27 protein-coding genes and 1 tRNA gene are annotated in these 17,443 nt (G+C 59.2%); 23 read left to right on the top strand and 5 right to left on the bottom strand.

All coding sequences use genetic code 11. From position 1 onward, the window contains the following. Position 1 precedes the first annotated feature (1 nt). The 12 genes from R6X40_RS12705 (at position 2) to R6X40_RS12655 (ending at position 4,806) form a co-directional block, all read left to right on the top strand. Positions 2 to 211, top strand: a complete 210-nt coding sequence (locus R6X40_RS12705; protein ID WP_318414039.1) for a hypothetical protein — start codon at positions 2 to 4, stop codon at positions 209 to 211. Beyond that, positions 208 to 438 (top strand): hypothetical protein, encoded by a 231-nt coding sequence (locus R6X40_RS12700; protein ID WP_318414037.1) that lies wholly within the window; start codon positions 208 to 210, stop codon positions 436 to 438. The genes R6X40_RS12705 and R6X40_RS12700 overlap by 4 nt, the downstream gene beginning before the upstream one ends. Continuing rightward, entirely contained in the window at positions 435 to 881 is a 447-nt protein-coding gene (locus R6X40_RS12695) for a hypothetical protein (RefSeq protein WP_318414036.1), read from the top strand. Before R6X40_RS12700 ends, R6X40_RS12695 begins: the two co-directional genes overlap by 4 nt. Then, a complete protein-coding gene (locus R6X40_RS12690; RefSeq protein ID WP_318414035.1) occupies positions 871 to 1,158 on the top strand; it encodes a hypothetical protein in 288 nt (95 codons plus the stop codon). The genes R6X40_RS12695 and R6X40_RS12690 overlap by 11 nt, the downstream gene beginning before the upstream one ends. Continuing rightward, on the top strand, positions 1,151 to 1,609 hold the full coding sequence (locus R6X40_RS12685) for a hypothetical protein (protein WP_318414033.1): 459 nt from the start codon (positions 1,151 to 1,153) through the stop codon (positions 1,607 to 1,609). Before R6X40_RS12690 ends, R6X40_RS12685 begins: the two co-directional genes overlap by 8 nt. After that, positions 1,602 to 1,811: a hypothetical protein gene (locus R6X40_RS12680; RefSeq protein WP_318414032.1), complete on the top strand. Its 210-nt coding sequence runs from the start codon at positions 1,602 to 1,604 to the stop codon at positions 1,809 to 1,811. The genes R6X40_RS12685 and R6X40_RS12680 overlap by 8 nt, the downstream gene beginning before the upstream one ends. Then, positions 1,808 to 2,365, top strand: coding sequence for a hypothetical protein (locus tag R6X40_RS12675; protein WP_318414030.1), 558 nt, complete (start codon positions 1,808 to 1,810; stop codon positions 2,363 to 2,365). Before R6X40_RS12680 ends, R6X40_RS12675 begins: the two co-directional genes overlap by 4 nt. Then, positions 2,362 to 2,580 carry a Lar family restriction alleviation protein gene (locus R6X40_RS31595; RefSeq protein WP_412178369.1) on the top strand — a complete coding sequence of 73 codons (219 nt, stop codon included), beginning with the start codon at positions 2,362 to 2,364 and terminating at the stop codon, positions 2,578 to 2,580. The genes R6X40_RS12675 and R6X40_RS31595 overlap by 4 nt, the downstream gene beginning before the upstream one ends. A 276-nt stretch (positions 2,581 to 2,856) precedes the next feature. Beyond that, positions 2,857 to 3,183: a hypothetical protein gene (locus tag R6X40_RS12670; protein ID WP_318414028.1), complete on the top strand. Its 327-nt coding sequence runs from the start codon at positions 2,857 to 2,859 to the stop codon at positions 3,181 to 3,183. Next, entirely contained in the window at positions 3,180 to 3,530 is a 351-nt protein-coding gene (locus tag R6X40_RS12665; protein WP_318414027.1) for an HNH endonuclease signature motif containing protein, read from the top strand. Before R6X40_RS12670 ends, R6X40_RS12665 begins: the two co-directional genes overlap by 4 nt. Continuing rightward, positions 3,527 to 3,703, top strand: coding sequence for a hypothetical protein (locus tag R6X40_RS12660; protein WP_318414025.1), 177 nt, complete (start codon positions 3,527 to 3,529; stop codon positions 3,701 to 3,703). The genes R6X40_RS12665 and R6X40_RS12660 overlap by 4 nt, the downstream gene beginning before the upstream one ends. Next, on the top strand, positions 3,703 to 4,806 hold the full coding sequence (locus tag R6X40_RS12655; RefSeq protein ID WP_318414023.1) for a tyrosine-type recombinase/integrase: 1,104 nt from the start codon (positions 3,703 to 3,705) through the stop codon (positions 4,804 to 4,806). Before R6X40_RS12660 ends, R6X40_RS12655 begins: the two co-directional genes overlap by 1 nt. A 5-nt stretch (positions 4,807 to 4,811) precedes the next feature. Here R6X40_RS12655 and R6X40_RS12650 read toward each other — a convergent pair. Beyond that, positions 4,812 to 4,896: transfer RNA gene (locus R6X40_RS12650), tRNA-Leu, on the bottom strand. A 177-nt stretch (positions 4,897 to 5,073) separates the two neighbouring features. On the opposite strand from R6X40_RS12650, the gene R6X40_RS12645 reads away from it, so the two are divergent. Both R6X40_RS12645 and R6X40_RS12640 read left to right on the top strand, forming a co-directional pair. Further along, positions 5,074 to 5,661, top strand: coding sequence for a YqaA family protein (locus R6X40_RS12645; RefSeq protein WP_318414022.1), 588 nt, complete (start codon positions 5,074 to 5,076; stop codon positions 5,659 to 5,661). Between the two features lie 7 nt (positions 5,662 to 5,668). Continuing rightward, positions 5,669 to 6,190, top strand: a complete 522-nt coding sequence (locus R6X40_RS12640; protein WP_318414021.1) for a disulfide bond formation protein B — start codon at positions 5,669 to 5,671, stop codon at positions 6,188 to 6,190. Positions 6,191 to 6,407: 217 nt separating this feature from the next. Here R6X40_RS12640 and R6X40_RS12635 read toward each other — a convergent pair whose 3' ends face one another. Both R6X40_RS12635 and R6X40_RS12630 read right to left on the bottom strand, forming a co-directional pair. Beyond that, the gene (locus tag R6X40_RS12635; RefSeq protein ID WP_318414019.1) at positions 6,408 to 6,965 is read right to left on the bottom strand and encodes an HNH endonuclease; all 558 of its coding nucleotides are present in this window, start codon (positions 6,963 to 6,965) and stop codon (positions 6,408 to 6,410) included. 108 nt (positions 6,966 to 7,073) lie between these two features. Next, positions 7,074 to 7,721 carry a DNA-3-methyladenine glycosylase gene (locus tag R6X40_RS12630; protein WP_318414018.1) on the bottom strand — a complete coding sequence of 216 codons (648 nt, stop codon included), beginning with the start codon at positions 7,719 to 7,721 and terminating at the stop codon, positions 7,074 to 7,076. 89 nt (positions 7,722 to 7,810) lie between these two features. Between R6X40_RS12630 and gluQRS the strand changes: the two genes are divergently transcribed. Continuing rightward, positions 7,811 to 8,698: a tRNA glutamyl-Q(34) synthetase GluQRS gene (gluQRS, locus tag R6X40_RS12625; protein ID WP_318414016.1), complete on the top strand. Its 888-nt coding sequence runs from the start codon at positions 7,811 to 7,813 to the stop codon at positions 8,696 to 8,698. On the opposite strand, the gene R6X40_RS12620 is transcribed toward gluQRS, so the two are convergent. Then, positions 8,693 to 9,625 carry a YihY/virulence factor BrkB family protein gene (locus R6X40_RS12620; protein WP_318414014.1) on the bottom strand — a complete coding sequence of 311 codons (933 nt, stop codon included), beginning with the start codon at positions 9,623 to 9,625 and terminating at the stop codon, positions 8,693 to 8,695. The genes gluQRS and R6X40_RS12620 overlap by 6 nt on opposite strands. 93 nt (positions 9,626 to 9,718) lie before the next feature. Between R6X40_RS12620 and R6X40_RS12615 the strand changes: the two genes are divergently transcribed. The 8 genes from R6X40_RS12615 (at position 9,719) to R6X40_RS12580 (ending at position 16,981) form a co-directional block, all read left to right on the top strand. Then, positions 9,719 to 10,552 (top strand): SDR family oxidoreductase, encoded by an 834-nt coding sequence (locus R6X40_RS12615; RefSeq protein WP_318414013.1) that lies wholly within the window; start codon positions 9,719 to 9,721, stop codon positions 10,550 to 10,552. 24 nt (positions 10,553 to 10,576) lie between these two features. Further along, positions 10,577 to 10,774 (top strand): twin transmembrane helix small protein, encoded by a 198-nt coding sequence (locus R6X40_RS12610; protein ID WP_318414012.1) that lies wholly within the window; start codon positions 10,577 to 10,579, stop codon positions 10,772 to 10,774. Positions 10,775 to 10,777: 3 nt separating this feature from the next. Beyond that, on the top strand, positions 10,778 to 11,356 hold the full coding sequence (locus R6X40_RS12605) for a cob(I)yrinic acid a,c-diamide adenosyltransferase (RefSeq protein ID WP_318414010.1): 579 nt from the start codon (positions 10,778 to 10,780) through the stop codon (positions 11,354 to 11,356). Between the two features lie 54 nt (positions 11,357 to 11,410). Continuing rightward, entirely contained in the window at positions 11,411 to 12,205 is a 795-nt protein-coding gene (locus R6X40_RS12600; RefSeq protein WP_318414008.1) for a rhomboid family intramembrane serine protease, read from the top strand. Positions 12,206 to 12,493: 288 nt separating this feature from the next. Beyond that, positions 12,494 to 13,243 (top strand): electron transfer flavoprotein subunit beta/FixA family protein, encoded by a 750-nt coding sequence (locus R6X40_RS12595; protein ID WP_318414007.1) that lies wholly within the window; start codon positions 12,494 to 12,496, stop codon positions 13,241 to 13,243. Positions 13,244 to 13,270: 27 nt separating this feature from the next. Continuing rightward, complete coding sequence (locus R6X40_RS12590; RefSeq protein ID WP_318414005.1) at positions 13,271 to 14,200, top strand: electron transfer flavoprotein subunit alpha/FixB family protein; 930 nt, start codon at positions 13,271 to 13,273, stop codon at positions 14,198 to 14,200. A gap of 228 nt (positions 14,201 to 14,428) precedes the next feature. Then, positions 14,429 to 15,301, top strand: coding sequence for a 3-hydroxybutyryl-CoA dehydrogenase (locus tag R6X40_RS12585; protein WP_318414004.1), 873 nt, complete (start codon positions 14,429 to 14,431; stop codon positions 15,299 to 15,301). A gap of 90 nt (positions 15,302 to 15,391) precedes the next feature. Continuing rightward, the gene (locus tag R6X40_RS12580; RefSeq protein WP_318414002.1) at positions 15,392 to 16,981 is read left to right on the top strand and encodes an EAL domain-containing protein; all 1,590 of its coding nucleotides are present in this window, start codon (positions 15,392 to 15,394) and stop codon (positions 16,979 to 16,981) included. A gap of 8 nt (positions 16,982 to 16,989) precedes the next feature. On the opposite strand, the gene R6X40_RS12575 is transcribed toward R6X40_RS12580, so the two are convergent. Beyond that, on the bottom strand, positions 16,990 to 17,397 hold the full coding sequence (locus R6X40_RS12575; protein WP_318414001.1) for a RidA family protein: 408 nt from the start codon (positions 17,395 to 17,397) through the stop codon (positions 16,990 to 16,992). Between the last annotated feature and the right edge of the window lie 46 nt (positions 17,398 to 17,443).

Raw genomic sequence — 17,443 nt, 5'->3', positions numbered from 1 at the left:
CATGAAAGAGATTGAACACCACGGCTCGGTCGCAATGACCGACACCCCACCACCCCAAGATCATTTGGTGGGGATGCAAGTCACCGCCCGCATGGTGGACGCCTGCATTGAAGCCAACACCAGGGCCAAACTGTTCGGAGGCGAACCCCGTGAATGGGTTCGGGTCGGGATTCAAGCCGCCCTCGCCGTAGCATCGGAGGACGGACAATGAACCTTTCCCAACTCCTCGCGACCTATGGCGACGACAAGGTGGTGTTCCAAGCGCTCGATACCTGCATGGAAACTATGAATATGACCAAGGGCCATACCAAAATTACCTTTGGAACTGAGCAGCCAATTAACTTGGATGGAACAGTTAAAATGGGCCTTGTCGTCTGGCTCGACCGTGGCCGGGTCGCTGAGATCGTCGCAGTAACCACAAAAGGCGAAAAATCATGAGAAAACTAAACTTAATGCCTGAAGACCCTACGCCTGCGATGATCAAAGCGGCTCTCCGTATTGACTGGAACCATGAGAGTGAATTGGCAACGTTGCACGAGATTTGGCACGCTATGTACTGCGCCCACCTGCAAGACGACTGCATTACAGACGAGTTCAAGCCACATGATTTGCGGAAGGTCGAGCCGCCAGCGCCCGCACCGAATGTGGTGCCGCCAGAATTGTGCGGCCTGACATTTGCGGTCCAGCATAACCCGAACTGCCCGAGCCGCTGGCTTGTGCGGCTGCCGGGCAAGTCTGGTGTCATCGACATGAAGCCGTATCGGGATCAAATTGGCATCGTTCCGCATCAAACCGGCGACGTTCTCGGCTTCGGCAGGACGCTGGATGAAGCAGCTCGAGCCGCCCTCGCAGCTTCGGAGGGCTCGACCGATGCAGTTTAACGACATGGACGGCAACCCCGTCACGGCTGGCGACACGATCGTCTTTTGCTACGGCATTCCGCCAGTTCGTGTGGAAGCCAAGCTTGCTGAAGCTAACGGCGAGATTTGGGCGATGACACCCGGCCACAAGCCAGACCGCTGCAAGCTCAAAGAGCTGCGGAAGCACGTCGGCGAATTTCACAAGCTGCAACCGGCAAGAAAGCAACTGGCAGATCCTTCAGACAAATGGGATCGCCGTGCCGCCTTAGCTGAAAAGGAGGGCTCAACCGATGCGTGAGTTGAAACTCTGGTTCTTCCGAGATCTTACCGATGATCAGCGCTTGAAGCTGTTTAGCCTGTTCGGCTTGCCTGTTGGTGAAATCGGCAATGTCCACGGTCGACAGACAGTCGCCCTTGACCACATCGCAAGCAAGCTCGTGAAGCTTGTCCAGGATGAGACGCCATCGCCCCCGCAGAGGGCAGTGAGGGTGTATCCGCAGGATCTAACGGCCGATATCCGCGACATCCTTTCCATGATGATGTGGAACACCGGCCCGATTGCACACGCCCTTCGGGACGGTGGCCAGGACATCAAGCGGAAGGCCGAGGAAGAGCAGGCCGAAGTCATGCACTGGTTGATCGGCCTCGCCCTGGAGCATGGCAGCGAATGGCGCGCCAAAGCATCAGACCGCATCCGGGAAATACAGGCTTTCGTCAAAGCCGCAGCGTCGGAGGGCTCCGATGTCTGACACTTTCATCCAAGAGAAGCTGAAAGACCCGAAGTGGGCTCCGTTCTGCCTCGTTTGCCCGACCATGGGCCGCATGACCAAAACAGACTTTGGTTTCCGTTGCGATGGTATCGGCGACATGTTCGCCCGCCGTGGCTGCGGCAATACGATCGGTTTCGACTTGAAGCATCATGACGCCCCGGCCATGGAGGGCGACCGATGAGCATGGATTACGTTCGCAGCACCTATGGCGTGCCTGCTAAGCGCGGCGGCCGCGTCGAGTATTCCGGAGACAAGACTGGCCTTCGACTAGGTACCATCATCGGTACCTATAGCGCTCGCCTGAAAATCCGACTTGACGGCGACCAAGACGCCGGGTGCTACCACCCCACGTGGGAGCTTCGCTATCTGGACGCTCCCGTGATCGCCGAAAGCTTCCTTATCTGCGACTTGCGCGAAGACTGGATGAGGCGGCCATACATCACCTTTTGGCGGCCGAACAACGCCAACTATGCTTACCCGCTCACATGGTCCGGTGACTATCCCAGGGCGACTGTGGATGAGAAAGCGAACTATTACACCGAGCGCCGTGGCCGCATCCTTTTGCGGTTTGCTGTCCCTCGCGATGTAGCGGAGGCAATTTCCGAGGCGCCAGAGCCCGGCCGCATAGACGGCGATGCAGGCCCGGTTGTCCGCAACTCCGGCGTCAATCGTCGGATCCTTCGCAAGGCGGCCTACGTTCCCGCCACCTTCAAAGATTGGAGTGCCGCATCGTGACCGACAAGCTATTGCCATGCCCGTTCTGCGGCGGAACCCCGAAGCTCCGCTGCCATCGCAGCGGCGAGGACTCCGAGGAATGCTACGTCGAGTGCCCAACTTGCGAGGTCCGCACCACTTATTATGAGGACGCCTACGCACCCACCGCCGATGCTACAGGGGCTTGGAACAGTCGAGCAGCCATATCTCCGCCCGCGCAGAAAAGGGAAGCCTAATGGGACAGCCAATCCATTTCGAAGGCTGCAACCTTGTCATGCGCGCTCCAGATGGGGCGGAGAACGTACAAGACATGCACGTTTTCCAAACACGCCACTCATGCGTTTCGTGCTGGACCGTCTCTGCAGAGGAGCTCGCCGAGATAAACCGAACGGGTCGCATCTTCCTTTCAGTACTTATGAGCGGTCAGCAGCCTCCGGTCTATGTTGGATCGGAGAAGACCTGTCGTGAGGTGATGATTGATTTCGGCCCCATCTGGCCGATGGCCCGAAACCATGAGTAAGGGAGCAACCGTTCGTCGCCGGGAAGCGACATACCGCAAGGGCTACCTTGCCGGCGCCAGTACTCTGCACGAAGCGATGAGGGTTACTGAGCAAGTTGCCGATGTCCTCAAAGAGGATGGCGGCGGCTGGATGTCATGCACAGGCTGCCACGAGACCGTCGATAGGCAGGAAACCGGGCGCTATCCGTGGAGCAATATTTTCGACTGCATCACAGGCTATGGATGCCGGGAATGCGGCGGCATCGGCGTACGTTGGCATGAGCCGATCACGGATGCTGATGTGAGGGCTATGTTGTCTTGCGACGAGGTCGCCTCATGAGTAGCCGCCGCGACCGCATCCGAGCGAAGATCATGGCGCGGGTCGAGATCGACCCCGTTACCGGCTGCTATAATTGGACAGGGCCGACTTCTGGCAACGAGGGTCGCGGCGCAGACTACCCACGTATGTCGCTCGATGGGCAGACTGTCGCCGTGCACAAGGCCATGTGGACTAACGAGCACGGTTTCATTCCCGGAAAGAAAGAATTGGATCACGTCTGCCGCAACCGCCGTTGCGTCCGGCCAGATAACGAAAATCACGTCCAGATGGTGACCCGAAAACGCAACGCGATGCGACGCGAAGAGGCGCGGCGGGCGAGGATGAGCTGTGAGGAGATCCTGTCGTGACCGTTCCAGCTTTCATCAAAAAGGCCGACCTCTCTCGCATGGCTGAAGTTGCCAGCGCGCAAAACGTCTGCGTTGAAGTCGAGATTAACGGCAGCAAGATCCGGGTTTTCCCGGCTCCGGAGGCTACTGCCGACACAAAAACCCTTGCGCCAAGAACCCGGATTAAGCTTTGATGCTAGATATGCCGCGCAAATTGCCCCTGAACGTCACCAAAGAGAAGAACCGCCACGGAACATGGGTGTTCTACTACCGTGTCGACAAAGGTCCGAGGACCCGTCTGCATGGCGAGCCTGATAGTGACCAGTTCAAGGCAGAATACAAAGCGGCAGTATCAGGAGCTCCTATTGAGAAGCGCCGGCAGACGGGTCCGGTTCAGTCGCTGCGCTGGCTCGTCGATCGTTACATGGAGTCTGCAGGTTGGAAAAATCTCAGCGTTGCAACACGCAAGCAGCGCAGCAACTTGTTCAAAAAGGCCATTGAGAATTCCGGGGATGCCGACTTCCGTGACATCACACAGGCGGATATGCGGGGCGCCGTTGACGATCGGGCCGACACGCCGGCGCAAGCTAACTGCCTCCTGAAGGCGATGCGCGGCCTATTTGAGTGGGCTTTGAAAAACAATCACGTCGATATCGACCCAACAGTAGGCGTCGAAACCATCAGCTACAAGTCGGACGGCTTCGCGGCATGGACGGTCGCGGACATCCGTTTGTTCTGCGCTAAGTGGAAGATTGGAACGAAGCCGAGGTTGGCGCTGGAGCTTCTCATGTGCTCCGGCCTCAGGAGATCGGATGTCGTTCACGCCGGCCGCCAACACATGAGCGGCAACCTATTCTCGATGCGGACGGCGAAAACCGGAACCGAAATCACCGTCGAGTTCACCGATCGCCTGATCAAGGTTATCAACGCCACGGAAACAGGCGACTTGCACTTCCTAATAAGCTCCCACGGAAAACCGTTCACGGTCGAGAGCTTTGGCAATTGGTTTAGGGATTGCTGCCGGGAAGCTGACATCGAAAAAAGCGCCCACGGCATCCGAAAGTTTGCAGCAACGATGGCTGCGAATGGCGGAGCGTCATCGCATGAGATCATGGCGCAGTTCGGATGGGCATCGGTGCGCCAGGCTGAAGTCTACACAAAGAAGGCCGATCGCAAGCGACTCGGCGTGAGCGGTTCGCGCGTCGCCGCAGAACAAACAGAGAAGGAACTTTCCCCGCACCTGATTTCCAGTGCGGGTAAAATTGGAAATAACAAAGCAAAATCAAAGGCGAAATAGCGCGGTGGTGCCCCGTGCCGGAATCGAACCAGCACTCCTCTCGGAACCTGATTTTGAGTCAGGCGCGTCTACCAATTCCGCCAACGGGGCACGGATACCTTTCGGGGTAGCAAAAAGCGTTTACACGAACCGTTTCGGAACGGTCAACCGGGATTTTGCAGATCGGCGGGCTGGAATCACAAAACTGTGCAATTCGCATCCGCAGCAAATCATTTACAGCATGGCCAATCCTGCCTAAAAGGCGGGAACTGAAACTGGAAATCCTTGATGCTTCGACGCCTTTACGACTGGACAATGTCGCTCGCCGCCCGGAAATCCGCCGAAGCGTGGCTCGCAGTCATCGCTTTCGTCGAGAGTTCCGTCTTCCTGGTTCCTGCCGACGTTCTGTTTCTGCCGATGGCGCTTGCCCGGCCGGAGCGTGCCTACCGTTATGCGCTGGTGGCGACGATCGCTTCCGTGCTCGGCGGCATTGCCGGCTGGTACATCGGCCACTATGCGTTCGAGGCACTGGCCAAGCCGATCCTGCATTTCTACGGCAAGCTTGAAGCCTTCGAGGCGATGAAGGCATCGGTCGGCTACGAGACACTCGTGCTTCTGCTCGTCACCTCTGGCTTGGCGCATTTGCCGCCGATCAAGGTCGTGACCATTTTGTCCGGCGCCGCCAACATCAATCTCGGACTGTTCATTGTCTCGGCGATCGTTGCCCGCGGTGCCCGCTTCTTCCTTTTGGCCTGGCTTTTGCAGCGCTACGGCGAAGAAATCCGCGATTTCATCGAAAAGCGCCTCGGTCTGTTGGCCGCCGCTGCCGCCGGCCTGCTGATCGCCATGTTCGCCGCCTACCGTTTCCTTGCCTGATATCCCGATGGAGCCCTCCGTGAGTGCAAGCCTGACCCAGCCATCCCGCGGCCTTCTGCCGTCCGTCCTCGCCACACTCGGCATGACAGGCACCGTTGGCGGCGCGCTCGCCTTCGAACATATCGGTGGCTATATTCCCTGCGCGCTCTGCCTGATGCAGCGCACCCCGTATTATTGGGGCATTCCGATCGGCGTCGTCGCGATCGCCGCTTCGGTTTTGAAGCTTCCCGCCTGGACGACGCGCGCACTGCTTGTCGTCATCGGTATCCTGATGCTGGTCGGTGCTGGTATCGGCGTCTATCACGCCGGCGTCGAATGGCATTTCTGGGAGGGGCCTGCGACCTGCGCAACATCGGCAGCAGGCGTTTCGGGCAATGTCGGCGATCTGCTTGGCGATCTCGACAGCAAGCATGGCCCATCCTGCGGGGATGCCGCTCTTCGGGTGCTCGGACTTTCCTTTGCTGGATGGAACGTCATCGCCAGCCTGATTCTGGCGGCAATTGCGCTTCGTGGCGCTGCCAAGGCGTAAACGGCTAGCCGAGAAGCGCACGGTTTTTCAAGCAGCATATCCTACCGTCCGTCATCCTCGCCCTTGTGGCGGGGATCCAGCTGCGCCATGTCCATGGCGCAAAAAGCCGCTCACACGACAGACGTCGCGTGGCTGGATTCCTGTGGCAGGCACAGGAATGACGGAGGATTTTGAGGCCAATTGCCTTGTTGGCAATCTCTAAAAATGGCCAAAGCCCTCAAGGCTGCAGTTCGACATCCCAGTAGAGATAGTCCATCCAGCTGTCATGCAGATGGTTTGGCGGGAACAAGCGGCCGTTGTTGTGGAGGTCCTGCACCGTCGGGTGGAACGGCTTCTGGTGCGGGAACATGGCTGCCTGCTTTGGCAGCTTGCCGCCTTTGCGCAGATTGCAGGGCGAGCAGGCGGCAACGACATTTTCCCAGGTGGTCTGGCCGCCGCAGCAGCGCGGGATCACATGGTCGAAGGTCAGATCATCCGGCGATCCGCAATACTGGCATTCGAACCGGTCACGCAGGAACACGTTGAACCGGGTAAACGCCGGATGGCGGGACGGCTGCACATAGCTTTTCAGGCAGACGACACTGGGCAGGCGCATGGAAAAGCTGGGGGAAGAGACCTGATGATCGTATTCGGCCAGGATATGCACACGGTCTAGGAAAACGGCCTTGATCGCGTCCTGCCAGGACCACAGCGACAAGGGGTAATAACTCAGCGGCCTATAGTCAGCGTTCAGCACGAGCGCCGGGAGGCCGTGTGGTGAGACTGCAATCGTCAAGCCAGTATACTCCTGCTCGATTCGGCACCTGCACCTTCTATATTAGGCCCGTTACGTCAGGATTGTGAAGCCAAAAGGAAAAAGGAAACAAAAGATTCGCTTTTTGCCTTATGGAGTGGCTGGCGTGCCATCCCGGCGCATTTCAGTGGCATAATAGGCCCAGAACAAACGCGCTGCGACACTGCGCCATGGCGCCCAGAGTTCGGTCAGCGAATCAAGCTCGCGCACCGAGGGGCGCATCTCCAGCATCAGCGCATGGCCGACCGCATTTTGCAGCGCCACATCACCCACCGGGAACACATCGGGATGACCGGCGCAAAACAGCAGATAGACCTCCGCCGTCCAGCGGCCGACGCCCTTGATGGCAGTCATTTCGCGGATCGCGGCACTACCCTCGACCGAACAGATCGCCTCCAGATCGAGTTCGCCGTCGAGCACGGCGCGGGCCACCCGCCGCAGCGTGTCGGCCTTGGCGTGGGACAGGCCAACCAGCCGGCAATCCGCGTCGGACATGGCCGTGACGCTGACGGCATCGATAGCGCCGAGTGCGGTTTCCATTCGGGTCCAGATGGCCGCCGCACTGGCTTTGGACACCATCTGCGAGACAATGATGTTGGCGATGCCCCGATAACCCGGGTCGGCACGGCGCAGCGGCACAGGCCCAGCTTTCGACACGACATGCTCCAGCCGCGCATCGAGCATCACCAGCCCGTTCAGGCCGGCATGGATATCCTCATGCGTGCGGATGATCCGCATCCCAAATCTCCTCCGGCGCCGTCGCCGCGCGGTCCTGTATATCGGCAAAACCCATGGCTGGAAGCCCGCTTCCATGCCAAGAAGAAACTATGAACAAAACTGTGTCAAAACAACCGGTGTTCCGGTTCGCACCGAGCCCGAACGGCCAGCTCCACCTTGGGCATGCGCTATCGGCTATCCTCAATCATGACATGGCAAAAGCAGAGCGCGGCCGCTTCCTGCTGCGGATCGAGGATATCGACATCGCTCGCTCCACGCCGGACTTCGAAGCCGGAATTGTCGAGGATCTCGAATGGTTGGGGCTCGACTGGGAAAAACCGGCGCGGCGGCAATCGGAGCATCTCGATCTCTACCGCCAGGCGCTCGGCAAACTGATCGACAGGGACCTGGTCTATCCGGCCTTCCTGACGCGGGGTGCGATCAAGACGGCAGTCGGCGAATTCGAGGCGAAGGGCAAAACCTGGCCGCGAGACCCGGACGGTGCACCGCTCTACCCCGGCGAGGAACGCAAGCTGTCGGCCGACGCCCGGCAGCGCGCGCTGGCCAGCGGTAAGCCACACGCTTGGCGGTTGGATATGACCAAGGCGCTGGCGCATGCGACAGAGCCGCTGACATGGCAGGAGAGCGGTAGCGGCCCGGACGGCGAAACCGGTGTGACCGCAGCAAACCCGGCGGCTTGGGGCGATGTCGTGCTGTCACGCTCGGATGCGCCATCGAGCTATCATCTGGCGGTGACGCTGGATGATGCGCTGCAGGGCGTCAGCCATGTGGTCAGGGGGCACGATCTCTTCCACGCGACATCGGTGCACCGGCTGCTGCAAAGCCTGCTCGACCTTCCCCAGCCGGCCTATCATCACCACCGGCTGATCCTTGGTCCGGATGGCCGCAAACTTTCGAAGAGCAATCGCGACACCGGCATCGCCGCGTTCCGCCAAGCCGGAAAGACACCGGACGATATCAGGACGATGATTCTATAGGACGTTTTCCCTGGGGACCTCTGTTTCCCCGGCCGCGTCCTCCATCTTAATCTCATCCTGCCTGCGTCCCATGATGTGGCGGATCACCATGCGCTTGACCTTGTATTTCATGATCGCCGCATTGATTTCCGCGCCGAGAATGAAGATGACCCCGACAATGTAGAGAAAGACGAGCGCGATCATGATCGAGGCGAGGCCAGCATAGGTCGAGACGTAGGTGGCGAAAGCGGCGATGTAGGAGGCAAAGACATAGGCGCCGATGGACCAGGCAATGAGCGTCAGGATGATGCCCGGCAGAACGTCCATGATTTTGCGGCGCCCATCCGGGAGCCAGAGGTGACTGACGATCAGGCCCGTGGTCAGCATGACGAACACGCCGACGAGGCTCCAGCTGTCGATCATGGTCAACAGGCCGTTGAACCACGGCAGATAGGTGCCGGCATAGCGGATGGCCAGCGGCACGGCGACGAGCAGCAGGCTGACGATAGCAAGGACCAGCACGCCGGCCAGAACGAAGGCAAGACTTGCTACCCGGGTCTTGTACCAGGGCCGGCTTTCGGCAACCCGGTAGGCGCGGTTGAGCGAGACGCGCAGCGCTTCGACGCCATTGGAGGCGAAATAGGCGGCGGCCAGAACCGACAGCGTCAACAGCCCGCCACGCGGAATGGTCAAAACCCGCACCACTTCATCGGAAATCGGCTTGGCGATCGATTCGGGCCAGGTATCGAAGATGAAATGCACCGCCGTCGTCGCAAACTGGTCAGCGCCCAGAAAGCTGCCCAGTGCCGTACCGAAGATCAGGAAAGGAAAGATCGCCAAGAGAGTGGAGAGCGCCACATGGCTCGCCATGGCCCAGCCATCGTCTTCACTGAAATGCCAGACGGCATCGAAGACGACCTTCCAGGCTATGCGAATGAAGGCCGGCATTCTCTCTCCAACTGTCTCATCATGCTGCTGCGATTGTAACCCGTTCATGAATATGGGAAACCGGGTGACAATTTCTACAGGAAACCACCCATAATGACCGACCGTCCCTCGATAATCGTTACCGGCTGCTCCTCCGGCATTGGCGCATGGTGCGCCCGCGCGCTCAAACAAGACGGCTGGCGGGTGTTTGCCACCGTCCGGCGGGCGGAGGATCTTACCCCTCTGGAAAAGGACGGTATCGAAGCCTTTGTGATGGATTACACCAAGCCAGACACCATATCCAAGCTTGTCGATGACGTGTTCGCCCTGACCGGCGGCAGGCTGGATGCGTTGTTTAACAATGGTGCCTATGGCCAGGCGGGCGCAGTCGAGGATCTTCCGGTGGAAGCGCTGCGCCTGCAACTCGAAACCAACGTGATCGGTTGGCACGATCTCACCCGCCGGATCATCCCGGCAATGCGGGCGCAGGGCCACGGACGGATCGTCCAGTGCTCATCCATTCTCGGTATCGTGCCGTTCAAATGGCGTGGCGCCTACAATGCCTCGAAGTTCGCTCTTGAAGGCCTGACGCTGACCATGCGCATGGAGCTCGAAGGCAGCGGCATTGAGGTCAGCCTGATCGAACCAGGACCAATCACGTCGCGCTTCACCGCCAATGCGCTGATCAATATCGAGCGGTTCATCGACCTCAAGGGCTCGGTGCATGCCGTGGAATACGAGAAGCAGCTGAAGCGGCTAAAAGGCGAGAGCGGACCTGCAAAAGGCAAACTTGAGCCCGATGCGGTGTATACTGTGCTGAAACGCGCATTGACCGCGAAGAGGCCGAAGCCGCATTACATCGTGACGCAGCCGGCCAAGCAGGGTGCGCTTTTGAAGAAACTGCTTCCGGCCGGGTTGTTTTATCGTGTTATCGGCCGCCTCGGCTGAGCTGAAAGGCAAGGGTTAAGTCACATGCATAGTTTTCTCACCGGTTTGACATTGCTCGTCATGGGCCTTGTCGCCATCGTTCTCATCCGCGGCCTCTTGCACATGGCAAAGGGCGGCGATGGCAATACATCCAACAAGCTGATGCAGGCCCGCGTGTTCCTGCAGGCGGTGGCGATCCTCCTGATCATGCTGACGCTGTGGATCACCGGCGGTGGCCGCTGATCGATGGTCAAACTCAACAAGATCTATACGAAAACCGGCGATGACGGCACAACGGGCCTGGCCACCGGCCCGCGCCGCCTGAAAAGCGACCTGCGCGTCGATGCCTATGGCACGATTGACGAAACCAACTCCTTCATCGGGCTGGCACGCCAGCATACGGTGGACATCGCCACGCTCGATGCCATGCTGATGCGCATCCAGAACGACCTGTTCGACCTTGGCGCCGACCTGTCGACACCGGATACCGGCGAGACGCTGGCCTATGAGCCGTTGCGGATCATCGCCGCTCAGGTGTCGCGGCTCGAGGCCGAGATCGACGAGTTGAACGCTGATCTCGATCCGCTGCGCTCGTTCGTTCTGCCCGGTGGTAGCGGTGCTGCAGCCACGTTGCACATCGCCAGAACCGTGTCCCGCCGGGCAGAACGGCTGATGGTGGACCTTGCCCGGATGGACGGCGAAATCGTCAGCAAGGACGCACTCGCCTATGTCAACCGTCTCTCGGATTTTCTCTTCGTCGCAGCCCGCTGGACCAACGACAAGGGCAAGTCGGATGTGCTTTGGGTTCCCGGCAAAAACAGATAAGCTAAAAACAAATAAGCTTGGCGTTCAACGCCGCCTTGAGGGACCGACGCGCCTATGTTCATACCGCTGCACGACGCGAATTCTCTGAAGCATATCAAGGTCCAATATGTCACGATCAGCCTGATCGTCATCAATACCCTCGTCTGGCTGATCACCGGGCCGCTGCTGGCGCCGGAAGAACTCACCAATGCCGCGACCATGGGCCTGGGCTACATTCCCGCCATCGCGTTTGACTACGCGCATCTGGCACCGAACCTCGTGCTCGTTCCCGAAGACGCCACCTACCTCACCTATTCCTTCCTGCACGGCGATTTCTGGCATCTGGCTGGCAATATGCTGTTCCTCTGGGTGTTCGGCGACAACGTGGAGGATGCGCTCGGGCATTTCCGCTTCCTGCTTTTCTATTTTCTATGTGCCGCCGCCGGAGCGCTGACGCACGGGCTGATCAACACGGAATCGCAGGCGCCACTGATCGGTGCGTCGGGCGCCATTTCCGGTGTTGTCGCCGCCTATTTCCTCCTGCATCCGAAGGTCCGCGTCTGGGTGCTGGTGCTGTTCCGTATCCCGCTGCCCCTGCCCGCTTTCATTCCCCTCGCCTTCTGGATCGGCCAGCAATTCTTCATGCTGCTCATCGACCCCGACGGCGGCGTTTCCTGGGGTGCGCATGTCGGCGGCATCATTGCCGGACTGATCCTGGTTGTCGTTTTGCGACGCCGGGATGTACCGCTGTTCGACCGGACGATCGTCACGCCACGCGCGGTGCGACATGTTGAAGCAACGGCTGCAACGCCGCCGGCGCCTGCAAGCGAACCCATCAAGAAGCCCACCCCCTGGGGCAGACCGACCTGACACCTGTTGTCGCAGTTCGGAGTTGCCGAAACATATCCATTGAAAACAGCATCTTGGCGGTAACGTGGTGGGGTCTGGACTTCAAAGGCACGAGAAAGACGGTTATCGCATTCTAATTTCATATTGACGCGCACGTAAACGTCAGTATTTTTCCCGTGGCAATCTTGCGAGGAGCTTAGGAGCAAAGATTGTAATTGGAGAAAAAACGCGTATCGATGTCGCCAACCGACAATCAGGCCGCTGCGTTAAAGCGCATTTTCTCGCAAACGTTTCGTAAGGAAGGACATCATGAAAGTTCTGGTCACCGTCAAGCGTGTCGTCGATTACAACGTGAAGATCCGGGTGAAGCCGGATGGTACGGGTGTCGAGCTTGCCAATGTGAAGATGTCGATGAACCCGTTCGACGAGATTTCGGTCGAGGAGGCGTTGCGGCTGAAGGAGGCCGGCAAGGTCGAGGAAGTGATCGTCGTTTCCGTCGGACCGGCCAAGGCCGAAGAGACGTTGCGCACGGCGCTGGCCATGGGCGCCGACCGGGCGATCCTGGTCGAGACCGACGATGCTGTCGAACCGCTGGCGGTTGCCAAGATCATCAAGGGTGTGGCGGAAGCCGAACAGCCCGGGCTGATCATCGTCGGCAAGCAGGCCATCGATGACGATTCAAACCAGACCGGCCAGATGCTGTCGGCGCTGCTCGGCTGGTCACAGGGCACATTTGCCTCGAAGATCGTACTCGGTTCGGACAAGGCGTCAGTGACCCGCGAAGTCGATGGCGGCCTGCAGACGATCGAGATCAAGCTGCCAGCCGTTGTGACCACCGACCTGCGCCTCAACGAGCCGCGTTACGCGTCACTGCCCAATATCATGAAGGCAAAGAAGAAGCCGCTGGACAAGAAGACCCCGGCTGACTTTGGCGTCGATACTGCGCCGCGTTTGAAGGTGCTGAAGACCGAGGAGCCCTCGGGCCGCAAGGCCGGCATCAAGGTCAAGAGCGTCGCCGAACTCGTCGACAAGCTGAAAAACGAAGCTGGCGTGCTTTAAAGGTCCAGGAAAAGGGAGACTAACACCATGGCCATTCTTCTTCTGGCTGACCACGACAACGCAACGCTGTCCGACCAGACCGCCAAGGCACTGACGGCCGCCCAGAAAATCGGCGGCGACGTGCATGTGCTGGTCGCAGGCAAGGGCGCTAAAGCCGCTGCCGACGCGGCTGCAAAGCTGTCCGGCGTTTCCAAGGTGCTGCTTGCCGAAAGCGACGACCTTGCCAACAATCTGGCTGAGCCTTTGGCGGCACTGATCGTTTCGCTCGCAGGCAGCTACGACACCATCCTGTCGGCCGCCACCTCGACCGGCAAGAACGTTTTGCCGCGCGTTGCAGCGCTGCTGGACATTGCCCAGATTTCGGAAATCACCGAAGTCGTGTCGTCCGACACGTTCAAGCGGCCGATCTATGCCGGCAATGCCATCCAGACGGTTCAATCGGGTGAAGCCAAAAAGGTGATCACCGTGCGCACAGCCTCGTTCGCCTCGGCATCCGAAGGCGGTTCGGCATCGGTCGAGACCATACCGGCTGCAGCCAATCCGGGTCTCTCGACCTTCGTCAAGGACGCGCTGTCCTCGTCGGATCGTCCGGAACTGACCTCGGCCAAGATCATCATCTCCGGCGGCCGGGCGCTCGGCTCGTCTGAAAAGTTCCAGGAGGTCATCCTGCCGGTGGCCGACAAACTCGGTGCCGCCGTCGGCGCATCGCGCGCTGCGGTCGACGCAGGCTACGCTCCGAACGACTGGCAGGTCGGCCAGACCGGCAAGGTGGTCGCACCGCAGCTCTACATCGCGGTCGGCATCTCCGGTGCCATCCAGCATCTGGCCGGCATGAAGGACAGCAAAGTCATCGTCGCCATCAACAAGGACGAGGAAGCCCCAATCTTCCAGGTCGCAGACTACGGCCTCGTCGGCGATCTGTTCGCCATCCTGCCGGAGCTTGAAAAAGCGCTGTAAGCCTTTTGAAAATACAACCCACGGCCGCGCAACTCTGCGCGGCCGTTTTTCGTTTTAGAAGCAACGTCTTTCCTGAACCCACAATGGCTTCCACCTCGAATAAAGGCTGGAAAATTGGCCGCGATGCCTTTATCACTGGCATCAGGATACCTCGCCCCTAAGGGCGTTTTGCTTTTGCACGAACGGAAGCGCGATCGCCCTTTCGTATGAATGATGGAAATCGGTTCGATGATCAAGAATGTCGGAATAGTTGGCGCTGGACAAATGGGCTGCGGCATTGCCCAGGTATCGGCTTCGGCCGGCTACAAGGTGCATATCTACGACATTTCCGCTGATCGCGTTGAAGCAGGCCTTGCAACCATCAACGGCAACATGGCGCGCCAGGTGTCTTCCGGCAAGCTGACGGACGAAGAGCGCAAGAAGGCGCTGTCGCTGATCAAGGGCTCCGCCGACGTCAACGACCTGTCGCCGATGGACCTAGTGATCGAGGCTGCCACCGAAGACGAAAGCGTCAAGCGCAAGATCTACGGCCAGATCTGTCCCGTTCTGAAGGCCGATGCCATTCTCGCAACCAATACCTCTTCCCTGTCGATCACGCGGCTTGCATCCGCGACCGACCGGCCGGAACGTTTCATGGGCATTCACTTCATGAACCCGGTTCCGGTGATGAAGCTGGTCGAACTGGTGCGCGGCATTGCCACCGAAGAAGGCACGTTTGCGACCGCCAAGCAATTCGTCGCCACACTCGACAAAACCATCACCGTTGCCGAAGACTTCCCGGCCTTCATCGTCAACCGCATCCTCCTGCCGATGATCAACGAGGCGATCTACACGCTCTATGAAGGCGTCGGCAGCGTCGATGCCATCGACACCGCCATGAAACTCGGCGCCAACCACCCGATGGGGCCGCTGCAGCTCGCAGACTTCATCGGGCTCGACACCTGCCTTTCGATCATGCAGGTGCTGCATGATGGGCTCGCAGATTCGAAATACCGCCCCTGCCCGCTGCTGGTCAAATATGTCGAGGCCGGCTGGCTTGGCCGCAAATCGGGACGCGGCTTCTACGACTATCGCGGCGAAGTTCCCGTTCCGACGCGCTGAACCGGTGATCATCTCCTAAATCAGCGGTAGAACATTCAAGCGATTTTAACCTGTTTCCGCCACGGTCAAGCCTCAGCAAAAGGCCGGGCCATGACAGTTCAGCGCAGACTACGCTTCGCAGCTTTCATGCTGTGTTTTACCGGCCTGTTCTTCGGCGCGCTTTACTACGTTCATTCGGCTTTCATCACCTCCTGGAACGAGACACAGTTGCGTCAGCTCGCCATCGACACGGTGACGCGCACCGAACTGGCGATCGATTCCGCCACCATGAAAATGAGCGACGTTATCGTCAACCGCAGCACATCCTGCGCCACCCTCGCCCCGATGGCGATGACCAGAGCACTCTACGGCACCAGCATCATGAAGAACATGCGGCTGGAGACGAAGGACGGTGCCTGCTGGAGCTACGACGAAAAGAACGAGGCGCTCGAACAGGCGATCGCAAACGCAAAGCACAATGAGACCAACAGCCCCGGCTACTCGCTCTTCTCCCTCGGCTTTCCGGGCTGGAGGGGCCTGGGTGTGCGCTGGCAGTACGGACAGGACGAAAACCTTGTCGAAGTGCTAGCAACCGGTGGCCTGTTGTTTGCCATTCTACCCGACCATCTGCGCGACAGCGCGCTGATGCAACTAACCCTTTCAGACGGCTCGTCCTTCGCCAGCTATCACCCCGAGCGGAAATGGGTGGCGGAAGACAACAACCTCGTCAACTTCGAAGAAAACTCCACGCGCTACCCCATCAAGTTCAGTTTGCAGGTGGATGCGGCCACTCTGGCTACATGGAACCATGCGTTGTCACCGCAACTGATCGCGATTGCCGCTGCGCTTGGCCTTGGCTTCGGTTTCCTTGCTGCCCGCGGCATGATGCGCAACACGTCCATTCTCGACGAACTCGACAGCGCTTTGACGAGCGGCCAGATCCAGCCCTATTTCCAGCCGATTTTCGACCTGGAGGACCGCAAACTTCTCGGCTTCGAAATGCTGGCCCGCTGGATCAAGCCGGATGGAACGATGATCCCGCCGCTGGCCTTTATTCCCCTTGCTGAAAGCAGCGGACGGATCGAGCGTCTGACAATTGAGCTGCTTCGACAGGCTGGAGCCCAGCTCGGCAGTCTGCTCCAGGTACAGACCCAGCTCAAGCTGACCTTCAACGTCACTCCCGATCAATATCTGGCGGATGATTTCGTCGACAGTCTGATTTCCAACACCACCCGTTTCAATCTCCCCCACCGCGCCCTCGTCGTTGAGGTCACGGAACGGCAGGCAATTGCCGACAAAAGCCGCGCCGCCATGGTCACCGGCAAACTGAACGATGCCGGCCTGCGCGTCGCCATCGACGACGCCGGAACCGGCCATAACGGACTATCGGCCATACACGCGCTGGGCGCCAACTACCTGAAGATCGACAAGTTCTTCATCGATGGCGTGACGCTCGATCGCAAATCGTCGGAACTGGTGGAAATGCTGGCCGGGCTGGCAACGAAATTCGGCATGATCGTCGTTGCCGAGGGTATCGAAACCGAAGAGCAGATCACCGCGTTGCTGCAGCTGGGCATCCGCGAAGGACAGGGTTTTGTCTATTCCCGCCCCGTTCCCGCCGCAGCGATTCTGGCGATGGCGACCAACGGATCAACCACACCGAAGAGAAAGAGCCCGTCCCGTTTTCTGCTGAGCGCATGAGATCCGTATCACGACGGCAAACGAACGATCATTTCGATCTCCAGCTGCAGGCCCGGCGCAGCCAAAGCGGCAACCCCGATGCCTGTGAGGCTCGGCTTCGCACCATCAAACAGGGCGTGGATATGCGGCCACAACACATCCAGTCGCTCCGGGGTCATATCGACCATATAGGCCCGCACCATGACGAGATCTTGCGCAGACGCGCCGATGGCGTCGAGAGCTGCCCTGGCATTCTTGACGACGAGCACAGCTTGTTCCGCCAGGCTTTCGGGTGCTGGCTCACCATTTGGCCGCCACGCGACCTGTCCCGAAATGAAAGCGAGTCTCCCCGGCTCGGCGATGGTGATCTGTGAATAGCCGATTGCGCCTGCGTCCGGCAGCGATGCCGGGTTCATACGCGTCAATGATTGTGCCATGTCTGTTTTTCCTTCCGCTGATAACATGGGCTTTCCTATAGCCGGT

It is taken from the genome of Rhizobium sp. PL01, assembly GCF_033447125.1.
Taxonomy (GTDB): Bacteria; Pseudomonadota; Alphaproteobacteria; order Rhizobiales; family Rhizobiaceae; genus Pararhizobium.
Note: the sequence above shows the minus strand (reverse complement) of the source record. Positions and strands in the feature narration are given on the sequence as shown.

Bases quoted from the DNA above. Each gene is read 5' to 3' on its own strand.
- R6X40_RS12705 (WP_318414039.1), top strand. From the start codon at position 2: ATGAAAGAGATTGAACACCACGGCTCGGTCGCAATGACCGACACCCCA.
- R6X40_RS12700 (WP_318414037.1), top strand. From the start codon at position 208: ATGAACCTTTCCCAACTCCTCGCGACCTATGGCGACGACAAGGTGGTG.
- R6X40_RS12695 (WP_318414036.1), top strand. From the start codon at position 435: ATGAGAAAACTAAACTTAATGCCTGAAGACCCTACGCCTGCGATGATC.
- R6X40_RS12690 (WP_318414035.1), top strand. From the start codon at position 871: ATGCAGTTTAACGACATGGACGGCAACCCCGTCACGGCTGGCGACACG.
- R6X40_RS12685 (WP_318414033.1), top strand. From the start codon at position 1,151: ATGCGTGAGTTGAAACTCTGGTTCTTCCGAGATCTTACCGATGATCAG.
- R6X40_RS12680 (WP_318414032.1), top strand. From the start codon at position 1,602: ATGTCTGACACTTTCATCCAAGAGAAGCTGAAAGACCCGAAGTGGGCT.
- R6X40_RS12675 (WP_318414030.1), top strand. From the start codon at position 1,808: ATGAGCATGGATTACGTTCGCAGCACCTATGGCGTGCCTGCTAAGCGC.
- R6X40_RS12670 (WP_318414028.1), top strand. From the start codon at position 2,857: ATGAGTAAGGGAGCAACCGTTCGTCGCCGGGAAGCGACATACCGCAAG.
- R6X40_RS12665 (WP_318414027.1), top strand. From the start codon at position 3,180: ATGAGTAGCCGCCGCGACCGCATCCGAGCGAAGATCATGGCGCGGGTC.
- R6X40_RS12655 (WP_318414023.1), top strand. From the start codon at position 3,703: ATGCTAGATATGCCGCGCAAATTGCCCCTGAACGTCACCAAAGAGAAG.
- R6X40_RS12645 (WP_318414022.1), top strand. From the start codon at position 5,074: ATGCTTCGACGCCTTTACGACTGGACAATGTCGCTCGCCGCCCGGAAA.
- R6X40_RS12640 (WP_318414021.1), top strand. From the start codon at position 5,669: ATGGAGCCCTCCGTGAGTGCAAGCCTGACCCAGCCATCCCGCGGCCTT.
- R6X40_RS12630 (WP_318414018.1), bottom strand. From the start codon at position 7,721: ATGCGGATCATCCGCACGCATGAGGATATCCATGCCGGCCTGAACGGG.
- gluQRS (WP_318414016.1), top strand. From the start codon at position 7,811: ATGAACAAAACTGTGTCAAAACAACCGGTGTTCCGGTTCGCACCGAGC.
- R6X40_RS12620 (WP_318414014.1), bottom strand. From the start codon at position 9,625: ATGCCGGCCTTCATTCGCATAGCCTGGAAGGTCGTCTTCGATGCCGTC.
- R6X40_RS12615 (WP_318414013.1), top strand. From the start codon at position 9,719: ATGACCGACCGTCCCTCGATAATCGTTACCGGCTGCTCCTCCGGCATT.
- R6X40_RS12610 (WP_318414012.1), top strand. From the start codon at position 10,577: ATGCATAGTTTTCTCACCGGTTTGACATTGCTCGTCATGGGCCTTGTC.
- R6X40_RS12605 (WP_318414010.1), top strand. From the start codon at position 10,778: ATGGTCAAACTCAACAAGATCTATACGAAAACCGGCGATGACGGCACA.
- R6X40_RS12600 (WP_318414008.1), top strand. From the start codon at position 11,411: ATGTTCATACCGCTGCACGACGCGAATTCTCTGAAGCATATCAAGGTC.
- R6X40_RS12595 (WP_318414007.1), top strand. From the start codon at position 12,494: ATGAAAGTTCTGGTCACCGTCAAGCGTGTCGTCGATTACAACGTGAAG.
- R6X40_RS12590 (WP_318414005.1), top strand. From the start codon at position 13,271: ATGGCCATTCTTCTTCTGGCTGACCACGACAACGCAACGCTGTCCGAC.
- R6X40_RS12585 (WP_318414004.1), top strand. From the start codon at position 14,429: ATGATCAAGAATGTCGGAATAGTTGGCGCTGGACAAATGGGCTGCGGC.
- R6X40_RS12580 (WP_318414002.1), top strand. From the start codon at position 15,392: ATGACAGTTCAGCGCAGACTACGCTTCGCAGCTTTCATGCTGTGTTTT.
- R6X40_RS12575 (WP_318414001.1), bottom strand. From the start codon at position 17,397: ATGGCACAATCATTGACGCGTATGAACCCGGCATCGCTGCCGGACGCA.